This window comes from Parapedobacter luteus (assembly GCF_900168055.1).
GTDB classification, from domain to species: domain Bacteria; phylum Bacteroidota; class Bacteroidia; order Sphingobacteriales; family Sphingobacteriaceae; genus Parapedobacter; species Parapedobacter luteus.
The window spans coordinates 184,043-198,609 of sequence record NZ_FUYS01000007.1 but is presented as its reverse complement, the minus strand read 5'-3'; the positions used below and the strand labels follow the sequence as shown (position 1 = coordinate 198,609).

The following is a 14,567-nucleotide window of genomic DNA, read 5'->3' as shown; positions in this document are numbered from 1 at the left end:
ACAAACAACAATGAACCCATACCGTTACTATTTCAGGGATGACTACAGCGAGGGATGCCATCCCCAGATCTTAAAGGCACTTCAGGAAACCTCCTTATCGCAACAGATCGGCTATGGCCATGACGACTACTCCATCGAGGCGAAAGACCTGATTAAGCAGCTTATCCCCGACCAGGATGCCGACATCCACTTCGTTTCGGGTGGTACGCAGGCCAACCTCATCGTCATTGCGGCGGCGCTGCGCTCATATGAGTCGGTCATATCGGCACAAACCGGGCACATCAATGGCCACGAAGGGGGCGCTATCGAAGCTTCCGGACATCGGGTAGAGGCCATCAGCACGGCCGACGGCAAATTGGACGTGGCGCACCTCTCGCCACTGCTGGCCCAACTCAATGTCGTGGGCAGTACACAGCCCAGAATGGTCTATATTTCCAATACGACGGAATTGGGCACGGTATATAGTAAGGCAGAATTGACGGCGCTGTCTGCGTTTTGCCGTGAACAGGGTTGGTACCTCTACCTCGATGGCGCCCGCCTCCCTGCGGCACTTACTGCGCCGGGCAACGATTTGACCTTGCAGGATGTGGCTGAACTGACAGACGCTTTTTATATCGGCGGCACAAAAAACGGCGCTTTGCTGGGCGAAGCCATCGTCATCACACATCCTGAACTCAAAACAGGGTTTAAGCACTACCTTAAGCAAAAAGGCGCGATGCTTGCCAAGGGAAGGGTACTGGGCCTGCAATTCCGCGAGTTGTTTCGCGACAATCTCATCTTCGACCTCGCCGCCCATGCCAATGCGTGTGCACTTTCCATGGTGCCGGCCATAGAAAAGCTCGGCTATACGTTTCGGGTAATTCCCGCGTCCAACCAGTTGTTTCCGATACTGCCCGATCTCGTCGTCGATGAGCTGGCAAAAAACTACTTATTCCATCGCTGGGAACAGATAGCGAACGGACACACGGTGATACGCCTGGTCACCTCATGGGCTACGCCAAAAACGGTATGCGACCGATTTATCAGTGACTTGGAGCTGCTGACGTCCAATCACCGGCGATAGTCAATAAAGGTGATGCTCTTCCGCGAATTTTCGGGGAACTTGATGCGATTGATTTCTTCGATGGCGACGAACATAATCTTGGGGCTGACGCGCAGCTTGGCGCGGAATCGGTCTTTGATCCGCAGCATAAGTTCGTCCGAGACGGCGGCGGTACCCACCTTCACGGTGATTTCATCTTCGCCAAATTCATCAGACGAGATTTCAATGACGTAATTTTCTACCTCCTCCACGCCGTTAAGCAGGTCAAATAACGCCGGAGGATAGAGCGTCGTACCTTTGTATTTGACCATCTGGTTTTTACGTCCGATGACCGGCCCGAGCCGCATGGTGGTACGGCCGCAGGCGCATGGCTCATGATGCGGCTGCACAATATCGCCGGTCTTGAAGCGGAGCAGCGGCATCCCTGACACGCCCAGCGTGGTAATCACCAGCTCGCCCGGCTCGCCTTCGGGCACGGGCCGGTTATCATCGTCCAGGAATTCCGTGATGATCAATTCCGGATGGTGGTGCCCACCAACGCCGTATTCGCATTCCGTAAAGGCCGTGGCCATTTCGGTAGACGCATACGTGGAAAACAATTGGATATCCCATTTGCTTCGGATGCGTTCCGCAAGCGGGTTGAACGCAAAATCGGAGGTGCGTAACGGCTCACCGATGCAAAGTGCTTTTTTGACGCTGCTCCTGTTGACATCGATGCCGTTGGCTTCCGCATATTCAATCAGCTTAAGAAGGAAAGAAGGCACACAGACGATCACGTCCGGCTGTACACGCCCAATGGTATCCCATTGCAGCTCGGGCACGCCCGACCCCACCCGCACGATACCTATTCCTGCTTTGCGTGCACCGAGGAAGTATGCCAAGCCCGCCATAAAGCGCCGATCGATGGTGGTGGTAAGCTGAATGGTTTCGCCGCGGGCCATGCCCATGCACTGATAGGACAAGCTTTCGTTGTATGCCAGCCGATCAAGGTCGGCATCGGTAAGCGCCAGCAGAACCGGATCACCGGAAGTGCCCGAAGTGGTCACATAGTCGGCAACCTGCGCAGCGGCCACGCAACGGAACAATGGGTTGTGACGATGCAGGTCGTCCTTGGTGGTGACCGGTACCCGTTCCAAATCTTCCAATGTACGAATAGCATCCCACGCGATACCGTGGTCACTGAACAGCCGCTGATAATAACGGGAATGGCGCCGCAGATAGTCCACCGTTTCCCGTAACCGTTCCTCCTGGAACCGTTTAATGGTTTGCCTGTCGGCCTTTTCTATTGCTAATATGGGTATCATCTATCGTTTTAATTTAGGCTGCTTGATGCCTATCGCACGTTCACTTTTTTTAATCCGCTTTTCAATCAACCGCCTGTCGGGTGCGGTGGTCACTTCCTTACTGGCCGCCAGCCGAAAATAACGCAGTGCCTCGGCATACTGCCTTCGCCCGAAATAATACTCACCGACCAGGAAATTGGCCTTCCAGAACTCTGGGTTGAGCCGTAACAACTCGTCCAGCGCCTTGTCAGGCACCGATGCGCCGGCCGCGACGGCGGCCTCCAATTCACCAGCCTGCACCCGGAAAGCCTGATAATCCCGAAATTCGGCTGAACGCACAAAAGGGTCTTCCGGAATGTTCAGGTGATTGGTCGCCCAGGCGGTGTCCTTGGCTGTCGACGATGCCCGCCGGAACACATCGTCCAACTGGTATGCCACAAACTCGCCCAGCTGATAGGGGTTGGCCGACACCCACATCAAGCGATCGGCCGGCTGGAAGATGACACCATGATGGGCAAGCAGTTGGTTAATGGCTTTTTCATTGCCGTTGCCCAGGGCTATCCCCTCCTTTCCTTCGCGGTTGCGCAGTATCGCAGCTGCCGAGGATGGTGTAAGTGGCGGTGCTGTTGCGGCCAGCTCGCGCATGCGGTCAAAACGATACTTCGAATGGCTTTCGGCCAACTGCCGTAGGTTGTTCTTATCCGATTGATAAGGCTCACTTTGGAAATGGTTGGCACAGACCAGCAGGTCTTCGCCATTTTCCAGCTCAAATACGCCAAACTTCTTTGGCGATACCTCAATGAGTACCGCCATCCCGTCGGCAGCGCTCGCTACAAGAATGGATTCGGACACGAAAACCTGCCGCCTGCTGGCAATGCGGATGGCCTCGTCAATGGTGGCTGCGTACTGCAGGATTTCCCTTGTCAGCAACGAAATGGGCGTCTTAGCTTTCAGGGGCATATCCGATTTTCCGGCATTGATGGTCACCGTAAGCCCTTTTTCGTTCATCCCCGAAACCGCCCCCACCATACCGGCCCAGGTAACCATGGCGTGATTGAACCCACTGTCGGGCCGGATAAACGCGACCATCTTTTCCTTGGCAAACTCGTCGCCCGCATAAAAATCAAAGTTGCGGCCAATCAGCAACTTTCCGTCTGCGGTACGCTGCCCCCATGCAGCAAACGAAGTGCATCCTACCAACGCCAGATCTTGCAAGGCATGCCCGATATCATGGGCGCCGTGGAAATACAGCAAGCGCTGGTAAGGCGGCGCGATGAAGTTGAACGTATCCGATGCTGAGCGCGAAAGGCCGTAAATCTCCACCTGGTACTCCTCGGGCACATGGTCGGCCAGTTGCCGGTTGAAGAAGCCAAGGAAACCGCGCAGCAAGCGTTGGCGAAACCGCGACGGCACCAGTTCCTGCACCTGCGAAACAAATGCTGTTTCCTGCTGGTGGAGGAGTTCCCTGGTGAGTAGGCCATTGGTCAGCCCGCGCTCCAAGGCGTTGCCCGACACATAAAGTTCCCATATGCCCTGGCCGTTTCTGCGAAGCTTGCCCTGCGGCATCACATAAAAATCCGGCGAAGATTCTTCGCGGCACCCGACTTCACTGCGGTACGCCGCAACATCAGGCAACTGCTTGACGCCAGCGCATGAAGCCGCCGCCAACGCCAAGCAACATCCAATAACAATACATCGTTGATATGGAATCGGTTTTGCCATCTGGATACTTCTCTTTTGGGCCTTAGGCTGCACGCTTAGTGCATACAGCTCACCGCTTACGGCAACAAATGGGTCACGGCTTTGACCGCTCGGTCGTGTTTCTTCACAAACGGGTTTTCCTTATCCCACACATAGCCGGCCAACACCGAACATACTTTGCGGCGCACGTCTTCATTGACCTCCTTGTGGAAGAAAAATTTCTGCAAATCTCCCGAGTACCAATCTCGTATATACGAACGGAATACATTGACGCCCCACAGCATGTGTTCTTCATACTCATGCTCCCAATCCACCGTTTCGCCGGCTAATTGGCGCGCGGCCAACTTCGCCGCCAATGCCCCCGATTCGGTGGCAAAACAGACTCCCGAGGAAAAGACCGGATCCAGAAACTCGGCGCTGTTGCCGGTAAGGGCAAAACCATCGCCATATAATTTTTTTACGGCCTTGGCGTACGAGACGATCTGCTTAGGTTCGAAAAGAAAGTCCAAGCCCTCAAATCGCCGGCGGTAATGGTCAGATTGCTGGATGATGTGCTGGAAGGTCGCCCTATTATCGGATTGGCGGATGGTCTCAAGATGTTCCTTAGGGCATACCAGCCCCAGCGATGTCCGGCCATCGGAAAAGGGAATAACCCAAAACCACACCCGCTGCTCCAGCACATCAAAGGTGATACGCGTGCTTTCAATACCTTCCGGCCGGCGGACGTCATTGACATGCACGAACGTGGCCGCCATGGGCGCAAAGGAGGACGGGCTATCCAAGTCCAGCAGGCGCGGCAACACGCGCCCGTAGCCGCTGGCATCGATAAGGTACCGGGCATGGATCGCTTTCCGATTGCCCTGCTCATCATGCACCGTGGTCAACGAATCGGTGCCATCAAACACCACATTTTCGACGGTTGTACCAAAGGCGATGTCAACGCCGCGCTGTTGCAGGACATCGGTAAGCGTCTTGTCAAATTCGGCACGCGGCAGTTGCCATGTCCAATCCCACCCAGCGGAAAATTTCTGGCTGAAATCAAACCAACAGACATCCTCGCCGCGTAAAAAACGGGCGCCAAATTTCTTTTCAAACCCCTTGGCTTCGACGGCCTCGATAAAACCAGCCTCATCGAAATGATCCATGCAGCGGGGTATCAAGCTTTCGCCGATGACAAAGCGCGGAAAATGCTCCCGTTCGACGACTTTGACTTTAATGCCCTTCTGGTGCAAGATTGAAGCTGCCACGGCCCCCGAAGGACCTGCCCCAATAACTAAAACATCAACGTGTTCTGAAATCATGTAAATAGCGAATGGACGCGCCAAACTTAGCCAAAGTTGCCTATAAAAGCAAAGGTTTATTAGCCGCCTCCACCCTGCTTAGAGGCTGTTCGCACTTTTAACTTTCCTCAATACCTAAACTGAATTCGATATCATTTTACAGTTTATCGTATTTTTATCGTAAGCTCATCGTATTTTCATCGTATTTAATACGATAAAAACGCGATGGATTATAGAAAAATGTATGATATATCTTAAATAACTTCTACAGTCTGGTTAAAATTTATATCCGTTTTAGTCAAGAAAGTGTCTCCATCCGGGGTGTCGACGGGGTGCCGCCCTGATGTTGCCTTGCTTATGCTCGGGACTGTTGGATATCAAAACCAATTTATCTAAGTTTGCAACCACTTTAATGTGATGTATTTCCTAATTAAATGACAGAACTGACGAACCCGATAGCATTGGCCGATTTTTATGCGGTGCTCTTCGAAAACCAGAAAATCAATTTGCCCCAAAGCACATCGGACAGGATAAACGAAAGCCACCATTTTCTTAAAAACTTCGCCAAGGATAAGATTATTTACGGCGTCAATACAGGATTTGGTCCGATGGCCCAGTACCGCATAGCCGAGGCTGACCAAATCCAATTGCAATACAACCTTATCCGGAGCCATGCTACGGGCATGGGCGATATACTGGAGCCGCGCTATGCAAAATCCGTCCTGTTGGCGCGCCTGCACACCTTGTCATTAGGCTATTCGGGCGTGCACCTCAACGCAGTCGCATTGATGAAGGAAATGCTGAACCGTGATATCCTGCCCGTCATCTATCAGCACGGCGGTGTAGGCGCCAGTGGCGATCTGGTACAGCTTGCCCACCTCGCGCTGAATATGATTGGCGAGGGAAATGTATACTATCGCGGCAACGAAACACCTGCTGCGCAAGCACTGGCCAGCGAAGGGCTCGAACCGATGCAAATCCACATCCGTGAAGGACTTGCACTGATCAACGGCACCTCGGTAATGACCGGTATTGGCATCGTCAATGCGATCTACGCAAAACGTTTGCTGCACTGGTCGATCATGTGTTCGGCGTGGATAAACGAACTGGTCAGGGCTTATGACGATCACCTCTCGGAAACGCTCAACGGCACCAAGAAACATCCCGGCCAGCGGCAGGTGGCCGCACTCATGCGCGACGTCATCTCCGATAGCAAACTCGTCCGCAAACGCCACGAACACCTGTATAATCGCCGCGTAGAGGAATCGATTTTCAAAGATAAATTGCAGGAATATTACTCCATACGCTGCGTACCGCAAATTCTCGGCCCTATATGGGACGCACTGCAACATTGCACCACCACGCTTATCGAGGAAGTCAATTCGGCAAACGACAATCCCATCGTTGACATCGCATCGGAAAATGTATTCCACGGCGGCAATTTCCACGGCGATTACATTGCTTTCGAAATGGACAAACTGCGGATTGCCATTGCCAAGCTGACGATGCTGATGGAAAGGCAGCTGAATTACTTACTCAACGCCTCGCTGAATGAAATCCTGCCCTCTTTCGTCAATCTCGGTAAGCTGGGACTCAACTTCGGCATGCAGGGGGCACAATTCACGGCGACCTCTACAACGGCGGAAAACCAGACCTTGGCCACGCCGATATACACGCACAGCATCCCCAACAACAAGGACAACCAAGATATCGTCAGTATGGGCACCAATGCGGCATGGCTCACCAAAAAGGTGATTGACAATGCGTATGAGGTACTGGCCATCCAGTTGGTCACACTGGTCCAAGCCGTAGATGCGCTGGAATGCAGGGACAAGCTTTCAACAAAAAGTGGGAAAGTTTATGTAGAAATCCGGTCAATTGTACCTACCTTTAAAGAGGATATCACTTTGTCGCCATACTTAGCAAGGATAAAAGATTACATCAAAGCACATGATGCCATTCACTAAAACATTTATGTCATGAAATCGCTATTCACCTGCCTGCTGGCATTAGCCGTCTGCCTCTGCCACGCACAAGAGCTGGCACTGATCAAAAAGAACAAAAAAATCGGGTACATCGATACCAACGGCCAACTGGCCATTGCGCCTCAATACGACAAAGCGGAATCATTTTCCGACGGTCTTGCGGCTGTCTCGGTCAACGGGAAATGGGGATACATCAATGCCCGGGGAGAAATGGCCATCGAACCGCAGTTTGACAATGCTAAAGCATTCAACAGTGGTCTGGCCATCGTATCGAAGGACAAGCAATGGCAGTACATTGACAAATCGGGCACCGTCGTCGATATGCCTGCCTCTGACAAGCTTTATGATTTCAGCGAGGGCGTAGCTTTCCTCCGGTCGGGCGATTTGGTAGGCCTGATGGACAATAAGGGCAAGGTTGTATTGAAACCTACGTATACGGAAATCAGGCCCTTTAAGCATGGGCTCGCCAAAGTACGGCTAGGCGATAAGTGGGGTGTCATTGACACCAAGGGCTCCCCCGTGGTGGCGGCCCGCTATGATGAAATAGACATCTCGGACAACGGGATCGCCATCGCCCATGATGGCGCTACCCTCGGCCTCATTGGCAAAGATGGGACGTTCATGCCTGTGCTCGGTGCCGACAAGGTATGGGCTTTTCTTGGCGATGAACCGCTGACCTATGCGCGTAAAAACGGCAAGCTGGGCTTTATCAACCAACAAGGCGAATGGGTTATCGAACCGCAGTTCGATAAAGCGCGGGCGTTCCGGAATGGCTTAGCGCCGGTATACGTAGACAAGAAGTGGGGGTATATCAATGCTCAGGGCGATTTGGTGATCCAGCCCCAATATCCCGATGCCGAGATTTTCAGCACCGATGGCCTCGCCCCGGTTAAAGTGGGCAAAGAATGGGGCTTCATCAACACCTCCGGTCAGCTGGTCATCCCTGCCGAATACGGCATTTCGGTGGCGCTGATTGGCTTCTTAACCAGTGGCGACGAGAAAGGATTCATCAACGGCTTAGCCCGCGTAAAACACAAAGGCAAATGGGGCTTTATCGACACCAACGGACAGGTGTTGGGCAATGAATGGTTTGACAATGCGGAACCTTTCGAAAAAGCAAATTAAAATTAATGGCGGTTAAAACATATGCGCTGGTAACCGGAGGATCCCGTGGCATCGGCCGGGCAATCTGCATCGCGTTGGCCAGCGAATTGAAGTATCCGGTGCTGATCAACTACCAGTCTAACCTGGCGGCTGCGGAGGAAACGAGAGACATCATCATCGCTGGCGGGGGCGAAGCCGAATTGCTACGCTTTGATGTCAGCGACCAGGCAGAAACGCACGCGCAGTTGGCCGACTGGAAAGATCGGCACCCCGAAAGCCTCATTGAGGTCATCGTCAACAATGCCGGTATCACGCGCGACGGCCTGTTCCTGTGGATGGAACATGACGATTGGAGCAACGTCATCCATACCAGCCTGAATGGCTTTTACCATGTGACGAAACCGTTGATGCAGGATCTGCTGCGGCATCGCTATGGCCGAATTATCAACATCGTCTCGGTATCGGGCGTAAAAGGCACGCCGGGGCAGACCAATTATTCGGCTGCCAAAGCAGGTCTTATCGGGGCCACAAAAGCGCTTGCACAGGAAGTGGCCAAGCGCAATGTGACGGTCAATGCCGTGGCGCCCGGCTTCATCGAAACAGATATGACCAACAAGCTGGATGAAAAGGAACTTAAAAAATTAATACCTTTAAACCGGTTTGGAAAGGCCGAAGAAGTGGCCGATCTCGTTTGTTTCCTGGCCTCGAAAAAGGCTGCTTACATAACGGGCGAGGTGATCAATATCAATGGTGGGATCTATTCCTAAAATACGTACAGCCATGCAAAGACGCGTCGTCATCACCGGAATGGGCATCTATTCTTCACTGGGCAAGAACCTGGCTGAAGTGAAGGACTCCCTATACCACGGACGTTCTGGCATTGTCTTTTCGCCGGAGCGCAAGGACTTCGGCTACCGGTCTGCCTTAACGGGCTCGGTGGAAAAGCCCGACCTGACCAAAATCCTTTCGCGCAGGCAACGTATCAGCATGGGCGAGGAAAGCGAATACGCGTTCGTAGCGACACGGGAAGCCCTGCAAAACGCCGGTGTCGGCGAGGGTTTTTTCGATGAACACATCGTAGGGTTGGTCTATGGCAATGACAGCGTATCCCAGGCTGTCATGGAGTCTATCGACATCGTACGCCAAAAGAAAGATACCACGTTAGTCGGGTCAGGCGCCATCTTTAAGTCGATGAACTCATCGGTGACCATGAACCTGGCCACTATTTACCGCATCCGGGGCATCAACATGACCATCAGCGCAGCCTGTGCGAGCGGTTCGCATGCCATCGGGCTGGCCTACCTGTTTATCAAACAAGGATTGCAAGACTGCATCATTTGCGGCGGCGCCCAGGAAACCAACAAATATGCGATGGCCAGCTTTGACGGGCTGGGGGTATTTTCCGACCGGGAAGATGAACCGACAAAGGCTTCCCGCCCGTTTGACAAAGGCCGCAACGGCTTGGTGCCGGGCGGGGGCGCGGCTACCATCATCCTGGAAGAATATGAGTCGGCCGTGCGGCGTGGCGCTCCCATCTTGGCGGAAGTGCTGAGTTATGGTTTTTCTTCCAACGGCGAACACATTTCCACCCCGAATGTGGAAGGCCCCACACGCGCCATGGAAATGGCACTCCGCCAGGCGGGCCTCGCTCCTGCCGACATCGAATACATCAACGCCCATGCCACATCCACGCCCATGGGCGATGCCAATGAAGCGCGGGCGCTGGCGCAGCTATTTGGCGCCGGCCCGTATGTCAGCTCCACGAAATCCATGACCGGCCACGAATGCTGGATGGCGGGGACAAGTGAAGTCGTCTATTCACTGCTCATGGCACAGCATGGCTTTATTGCACCCAACATCAACCTGGAGGAAGTAGACGAAACAGCCAAAGACCTGAGTTTGGTAAAAAATACCATAAACCAAAAATTTAATGTATTTTTGTCAAATTCTTTTGGATTTGGCGGGACAAACTCCGCATTGATTGTAAAAAAACTGTAATAGCGCAGCATAGTCATGAGTAGGGACGAGATAATCGACATTACGAATAAGTTTTTAGTTGAAGAATTTGAAGTGGACACTGAAGTGGTCCAAGCCGAGGCAAATCTGAAGGATTCGCTCGATTTAGACAGTTTGGATTATGTAGACCTCGTAGTCATCATCGAATCGAATTTCGGCATCAAGCTGGAGAGCAAGGACTTTACTGACGTCAACACGTTTAACGACCTATATGATTTAATTGGCAGTAAGCTGCACGCCATCGCCTAATCATATCCAATGGCTGAATGGGAAGGAAAGTCAAGGGGAACGGTTTCCGGATACAAAGTATTTATTTTCCTCATTAACCATGCAGGGATAAACGTAGCCTATCTTCTGCTGGTATTTGTTTCCTTGTATTACTTCTTATTTTCCCGTCAGCAGACCAGCGCCATTTACCGCTACTTCCGCACCCGTCGCCAGCAAAGCCGGCTGCAAAGCCTCATCAACACCTACCGCAATTATTTTGTCTTCGGCCAAACCATCATCGACAAGGTAGCCATCACTGCCGGTCTGGCCCACAAATATACCTACGAGTTTGACGGAATTGACCACATCCGCCAGTTGGCAAAAAACAACAGCGCTGGTATACTCATCAGCGCCCATGTGGGTAATTTTGAAGTGTCGCAGCATTTCATGGGCGAATTTGACAAGCAAATACACCTGGTCACCACCGATGAGGAACAACGGGCCATCAAATCTTACCTCGCCAGCATCATGGCCAAACCGAAAACGGGATTTATCGTGGTCAAGGACGATCTGTCGCACGTCTTTGAAATCAACCGGGTCATCGGCGAGAAGGGTATCATATGCTTCACCGGCGACCGCTTCGTAGGTGGCACGAAGACGTTGACGGCTGACTTGCTCGGCCAGCCGGCCCGTTTTCCGGCAGGTCCTTTTCTCATCAGCTCACGGCTAAGCACACCGGTGCTTTTCGTTTATGTGATGCGCGAACGTCGCAAGCATTACCACCTTTATGCGCGAAAAGCCGTGTTTGACCACCGCGATGCAAAATCGTTACTCCAAGCCTATACGCAAAGTATCGAACAAATCTTGACAAAATATCCGTTGCAATGGTTTAATTATTATGATTTTTGGAAAGCTTAGCAGGTGATCAGTGACGGGAGTGTAACAGGGTTGTAAACAACGGTCAAAAGCATGACGATATGAAAAAAAAAGTTCTTGTCGTGTATTACACGCAGACGGGCCAGCAGAAGGAGATTCTGGACAATATCCTTAAGCCGTTGGCCGCTGACACCGATGTAGCGCTCACCTTCCATCGGATACAGCCCGTACAGGACTATCCCTTCCCTTGGGATAGCCACCGCTTCTTTGATGCCTTCCCCGAATCGTTCCTACAGATTCCCTGCGCATTGCACCCCGTTGGAAGGCAAATCCATGAGCAGGATTACGATCTGGTCATCCTTGGCTACCAGGTATGGTACCTCTCGCCGTCGATACCGTTCAATTCATTTCTGAAAAGTGAGGAAGCCAAGATGCTCCTGCGGGGCAGACCCGTGATAACGGTCATCAATTGCCGCAATATGTGGGTAATGGCTCAGGAAAAGGTGAAGAAGGCACTTCATGCCATCGGCGCCCACCACGTGGGCAACATCGTGCTGGTAGACCGCCATCTCAACCACATCAGCGTCATCACCATCGTCCATTGGATGATGAAAGGCAAGAAAGACTCATACTTGGGACTGTTCCCCAAACCCGGCGTATCAGACCAGGACATTAAAGCATCACGCCGGTTTGGCGAACCGGTACTGGCGCACCTGAAAAGCAATTCCTATACAACATTGCAACAGACATTGGTTGAAAACGGGGCGGTGCGCGTAAAGCCTATCCTTGTTTTTACCGATAAAAGGGCTAATTCGATGTTTGCCAAGTGGGCAAAACTTATTCGAAGCAAAGGGCTGCCGGGCCGGACAGCCCGCAAGCCCTGGCTGAAGGCTTTCAACTATTACCTGATTTTTGCAATATGGGTACTAGCACCTATCGTGAGTTTATTATTTTTAATACTACATTTGCCCTTCCGTTCGATCCTCAAAAAGGAGGCACGGTACTTTCAATCTGTTAATATCAAAGAACCCCGGTAATGCCAACGGTATACATCAATTCAATCGCGAAGTTCCTTCCAAATGAGCCGGTTTTCAACGACCGCATGGAGCAGGTATTGGGCGTCATCAACGGTACGCCCTCCCGGGCACGCTCCATCGTGCTGCGCAATAACCGGATTACATCGCGCTATTATGCCATTGATGCCGATGGGCAGCCTACGCACAACAATGCGGAGCTCACCATCGAGGCCATCAACAGGCTGCTCGCACAATCCGGAGCAGACAAGCAGCGGATTGACGTGCTCTCATGCGGCACGTCTACACCTGACCAACTGCTGCCTTCTCATGCCAGCATGGTACATGGGCTATGGCAAAACAGGCCCATGGAAATTAATTCCGCTTCGGGCATTTGCACGTCAGGGATGAACGCACTGAAATATGCGTATATGGCCGTGGCCACGGGAAATGCGAAGCAGGCCGTCTGTACCGGATCGGAGCGGGTCTCATCTTGGCTGCGGGCTGATAAATTCACGAATGAATCGGAGCGGCTTGCCGCGCTTGAGCAGAACCCCCTTATCGCTTTCGAAAAGGATTTCCTCCGTTGGATGCTGTCCGACGGTGCCGGAGCTATGCTGCTCAGCACCCAGCCCAACCATGGCGCGCCCTCACTCGCCATCCATTGGGTAGACGGCATCTCATATGCCCATGAGGTGGAACCTTGTATGTATGCCGGAGCAATCAAAGCTGACGGGCAATTGATTCCCTGGAGCGACACACCACCGGAAGCCTGGCTCGGCCAATCGATATTTGCTATCAAACAGGATATCAAACTGTTGGAAGCTCACATCATCCCCAAAGGGGTGCAAAGCATCCAAGAGGTGCTGCACAGGCATCAGGTGGAGGCAACCGACATCGATCACTTCCTTCCCCACATTTCGTCTTATTTTTTTCGGGACCGACTGGCTGAAGCATTTGAAAACGCAGGCATTGACATTCCCGAAGAAAAATGGTTTATCAACCTTGATAAGGTCGGAAACATGGGGTCGGCCTCAAGCTATATCCAACTGGAGGAACTATTCAACGCGGGGAAACTCCAACGGGGTGAAAAAATTCTGCTTTCTGTCCCCGAAAGCGGAAGATTTTCTTATGTTTACGCACTGTTGGAAGTAACCTGATGATATGAGCCTTGTTTCATCAAAAGAAGCTATCGGGAAGCTCATTCCCCAGCAGCCGCCTTTCGTGTTGGTTGATAAGCTCATTGAACATGAAACCGACCGCATTGTTGCCAGCTTTGAAATCCCTGTGAAGCACGTGCTGGTCGATAGGCATGGCCACCTCACGGAAGCGGGTGTCATTGAACACTTCGCCCAGACCATTGCCCTATACCAGGGCTACGACTACTTTCTGCGCGACCTTGACCCGCCGATGGGCTATATCGGGTCCATCAAAAATTTTGAAATATACCGTTTGCCTCAAGCGGGGGCCGAACTCCGTACCAGCATAACCATTCTCCAGCAACTGTTTGGGGTGACCATGGTGCGCGGCGAGGTGACATGCGGCGAACAAATCATCGCCATCGGCGAAATGCGAACTGTCATAGCTAAAGAACTTGAATAACCGTACCCCGTTTCCTGATATTGAAGAGCTCATTCCCCACAGGCCCCCCATGGTGATGGTGGACCGCGTTGTAGCGGTGAATGGCCTCAAAACGGAGACATCTTTTCTGGTAAAGCCCGAATGTCTATTTGTGCACCAAGGCATACTTTCGGAGATGGGCATGCTGGAAAATCTTGCCCAGACGAGCTTCATCTTCCTCAACTATTTTTTCATCAAACCTAATGAAGTCCTTTGGGATAAGGATAAAGATAACCTCGGCGTGATCAGCACTATCCTGGACCTGCAGGTAACTATGCTGCCCAAAGTGGGTGACCAGTTGGCTACCCATACCCACACCGAGCTTGTTTTTACGTCGGATTTTTTGAAAATTTGCAATATTCAGGGTCAAGTGACTGTAGCTGGTGTGACAGCGCTTGCAGCAACCATGAAAATGCTACTGCAGACCAACGAACAGTGAC

14 protein-coding genes are annotated in these 14,567 nt (G+C 52.1%); 11 read left to right on the top strand and 3 right to left on the bottom strand.

Annotation, left to right across the window (positions count from 1 at the left end):
- Positions 1–10: 10 nt before the first annotated feature.
- A complete protein-coding gene (locus tag B5X72_RS14660; protein ID WP_079717656.1) occupies positions 11–1,063 on the top strand; it encodes a threonine aldolase family protein in 1,053 nt (350 codons plus the stop codon).
- Here the strand turns inward: B5X72_RS14660 and B5X72_RS14655 are convergent.
- The 3 genes from B5X72_RS14655 to B5X72_RS14645 are packed head-to-tail and all read right to left on the bottom strand — an operon-like array spanning position 1,051 to position 5,327.
- The gene (locus tag B5X72_RS14655; protein ID WP_079717655.1) at positions 1,051–2,346 is read right to left on the bottom strand and encodes a flexirubin biosynthesis putative acyl-CoA ligase FlxY; all 1,296 of its coding nucleotides are present in this window, start codon (positions 2,344–2,346) and stop codon (positions 1,051–1,053) included. The two genes, B5X72_RS14660 and B5X72_RS14655, sit on opposite strands and share 13 nt — an antisense overlap.
- A complete protein-coding gene (locus B5X72_RS14650; protein ID WP_079717694.1) occupies positions 2,347–4,047 on the bottom strand; it encodes a C45 family peptidase in 1,701 nt (566 codons plus the stop codon).
- A 56-nt stretch (positions 4,048–4,103) separates the two neighbouring features.
- Positions 4,104–5,327, bottom strand: coding sequence for an NAD(P)/FAD-dependent oxidoreductase (locus B5X72_RS14645; protein ID WP_079717654.1), 1,224 nt, complete (start codon positions 5,325–5,327; stop codon positions 4,104–4,106).
- A gap of 413 nt (positions 5,328–5,740) precedes the next feature.
- On the opposite strand from B5X72_RS14645, the gene B5X72_RS14640 reads away from it, so the two are divergent.
- Genes B5X72_RS14640 through B5X72_RS14595 form a run of 10 tightly spaced genes read left to right on the top strand, consistent with a single transcriptional unit; the run spans position 5,741 to position 14,566 of the window.
- On the top strand, positions 5,741–7,273 hold the full coding sequence (locus B5X72_RS14640) for a flexirubin biosynthesis tyrosine ammonia-lyase FlxA (RefSeq protein WP_079717653.1): 1,533 nt from the start codon (positions 5,741–5,743) through the stop codon (positions 7,271–7,273).
- Positions 7,274–7,285: 12 nt separating this feature from the next.
- Entirely contained in the window at positions 7,286–8,416 is a 1,131-nt protein-coding gene (locus B5X72_RS14635; RefSeq protein WP_079717652.1) for a WG repeat-containing protein, read from the top strand.
- Positions 8,417–8,421: 5 nt separating this feature from the next.
- Positions 8,422–9,162 carry a flexirubin biosynthesis SDR family reductase FlxB gene (gene fabG / locus B5X72_RS14630; RefSeq protein ID WP_079717651.1) on the top strand — a complete coding sequence of 247 codons (741 nt, stop codon included), beginning with the start codon at positions 8,422–8,424 and terminating at the stop codon, positions 9,160–9,162.
- Positions 9,163–9,175: 13 nt separating this feature from the next.
- Complete coding sequence (locus tag B5X72_RS14625; RefSeq protein WP_079717693.1) at positions 9,176–10,393, top strand: beta-ketoacyl-[acyl-carrier-protein] synthase family protein; 1,218 nt, start codon at positions 9,176–9,178, stop codon at positions 10,391–10,393.
- Positions 10,394–10,408: 15 nt separating this feature from the next.
- Positions 10,409–10,660 carry an acyl carrier protein gene (locus tag B5X72_RS14620; protein WP_079717650.1) on the top strand — a complete coding sequence of 84 codons (252 nt, stop codon included), beginning with the start codon at positions 10,409–10,411 and terminating at the stop codon, positions 10,658–10,660.
- A 9-nt stretch (positions 10,661–10,669) separates the two neighbouring features.
- The gene (locus B5X72_RS14615; RefSeq protein WP_079717649.1) at positions 10,670–11,536 is read left to right on the top strand and encodes an LpxL/LpxP family acyltransferase; all 867 of its coding nucleotides are present in this window, start codon (positions 10,670–10,672) and stop codon (positions 11,534–11,536) included.
- Between the two features lie 59 nt (positions 11,537–11,595).
- Positions 11,596–12,531, top strand: coding sequence for an NADPH-dependent FMN reductase family protein (locus B5X72_RS14610; RefSeq protein WP_079717648.1), 936 nt, complete (start codon positions 11,596–11,598; stop codon positions 12,529–12,531).
- A complete protein-coding gene (locus tag B5X72_RS14605) occupies positions 12,531–13,667 on the top strand; it encodes a dialkylresorcinol biosynthesis protein DarB (RefSeq protein WP_079717647.1) in 1,137 nt (378 codons plus the stop codon). The genes B5X72_RS14610 and B5X72_RS14605 overlap by 1 nt, the downstream gene beginning before the upstream one ends.
- Before the next feature lie 4 nt (positions 13,668–13,671).
- The gene (locus tag B5X72_RS14600) at positions 13,672–14,109 is read left to right on the top strand and encodes a hotdog family protein (RefSeq protein ID WP_079717646.1); all 438 of its coding nucleotides are present in this window, start codon (positions 13,672–13,674) and stop codon (positions 14,107–14,109) included.
- A complete protein-coding gene (locus B5X72_RS14595; RefSeq protein WP_079717645.1) occupies positions 14,102–14,566 on the top strand; it encodes an ApeP family dehydratase in 465 nt (154 codons plus the stop codon). Before B5X72_RS14600 ends, B5X72_RS14595 begins: the two co-directional genes overlap by 8 nt.
- Position 14,567 lies beyond the last annotated feature (1 nt).

Bases quoted from the DNA above. Each gene is read 5' to 3' on its own strand.
- B5X72_RS14660 (WP_079717656.1), top strand. From the start codon at position 11: ATGAACCCATACCGTTACTATTTCAGGGATGACTACAGCGAGGGATGC.
- B5X72_RS14655 (WP_079717655.1), bottom strand. From the start codon at position 2,346: ATGATACCCATATTAGCAATAGAAAAGGCCGACAGGCAAACCATTAAA.
- B5X72_RS14650 (WP_079717694.1), bottom strand. From the start codon at position 4,047: ATGGCAAAACCGATTCCATATCAACGATGTATTGTTATTGGATGTTGC.
- B5X72_RS14645 (WP_079717654.1), bottom strand. From the start codon at position 5,327: ATGATTTCAGAACACGTTGATGTTTTAGTTATTGGGGCAGGTCCTTCG.
- B5X72_RS14640 (WP_079717653.1), top strand. From the start codon at position 5,741: ATGACAGAACTGACGAACCCGATAGCATTGGCCGATTTTTATGCGGTG.
- B5X72_RS14635 (WP_079717652.1), top strand. From the start codon at position 7,286: ATGAAATCGCTATTCACCTGCCTGCTGGCATTAGCCGTCTGCCTCTGC.
- fabG (WP_079717651.1), top strand. From the start codon at position 8,422: ATGGCGGTTAAAACATATGCGCTGGTAACCGGAGGATCCCGTGGCATC.
- B5X72_RS14625 (WP_079717693.1), top strand. From the start codon at position 9,176: ATGCAAAGACGCGTCGTCATCACCGGAATGGGCATCTATTCTTCACTG.
- B5X72_RS14620 (WP_079717650.1), top strand. From the start codon at position 10,409: ATGAGTAGGGACGAGATAATCGACATTACGAATAAGTTTTTAGTTGAA.
- B5X72_RS14615 (WP_079717649.1), top strand. From the start codon at position 10,670: ATGGCTGAATGGGAAGGAAAGTCAAGGGGAACGGTTTCCGGATACAAA.
- B5X72_RS14610 (WP_079717648.1), top strand. From the start codon at position 11,596: ATGAAAAAAAAAGTTCTTGTCGTGTATTACACGCAGACGGGCCAGCAG.
- B5X72_RS14605 (WP_079717647.1), top strand. From the start codon at position 12,531: ATGCCAACGGTATACATCAATTCAATCGCGAAGTTCCTTCCAAATGAG.
- B5X72_RS14600 (WP_079717646.1), top strand. From the start codon at position 13,672: ATGAGCCTTGTTTCATCAAAAGAAGCTATCGGGAAGCTCATTCCCCAG.